This is a genomic window from bacterium (assembly GCA_026414725.1).
In the GTDB taxonomy this organism is placed as follows: Bacteria; Ratteibacteria; UBA8468; order B48-G9; family JAFGKM01; genus JAAYXZ01.
The window spans coordinates 265-611 of sequence record JAOAIL010000065.1 but is presented as its reverse complement, the minus strand read 5'-3'; the positions used below and the strand labels follow the sequence as shown (position 1 = coordinate 611).

General features: G+C 33.1%; 1 protein-coding gene. It reads left to right on the top strand.

The features are described 5' to 3' along the window. Positions 1-43: 43 nt before the first annotated feature. Positions 44-347, top strand: a 304-nt coding sequence (locus N3D17_07880) for a rhamnulokinase (protein ID MCX8083281.1), incomplete at its 3' end; no start/stop codon positions are given.

Below are 347 nucleotides of genomic sequence, written 5' to 3'. Positions count from 1 at the left end.
GTGCTATAGTTTACTTGAGAAACTTGGTATAAGAACAGATTTTTTGACCCAAATAATTTCTCCTGGAACATTAATTGGAAATCTTACAAAAAAGTTACAGGAGGAGTTAAATTTATCTCCAATACCTATTTTTGCGGTCTGTTGTCATGATACCGCTTCTGCTGTGGTTGGTACACCTGCAAAAGATGAAGAAAAATGGGCATATCTTTCTTCAGGGACATGGTCTCTTCTTGGTGTAGAAATAGATCAACCAGTAATAAATGAAAAATCTTTGCAATATAATTTTACAAATGAAGGTGGTTTTGGTGGTACAATAAGATTTTTGAAAAATATAATGGGTTTATGGA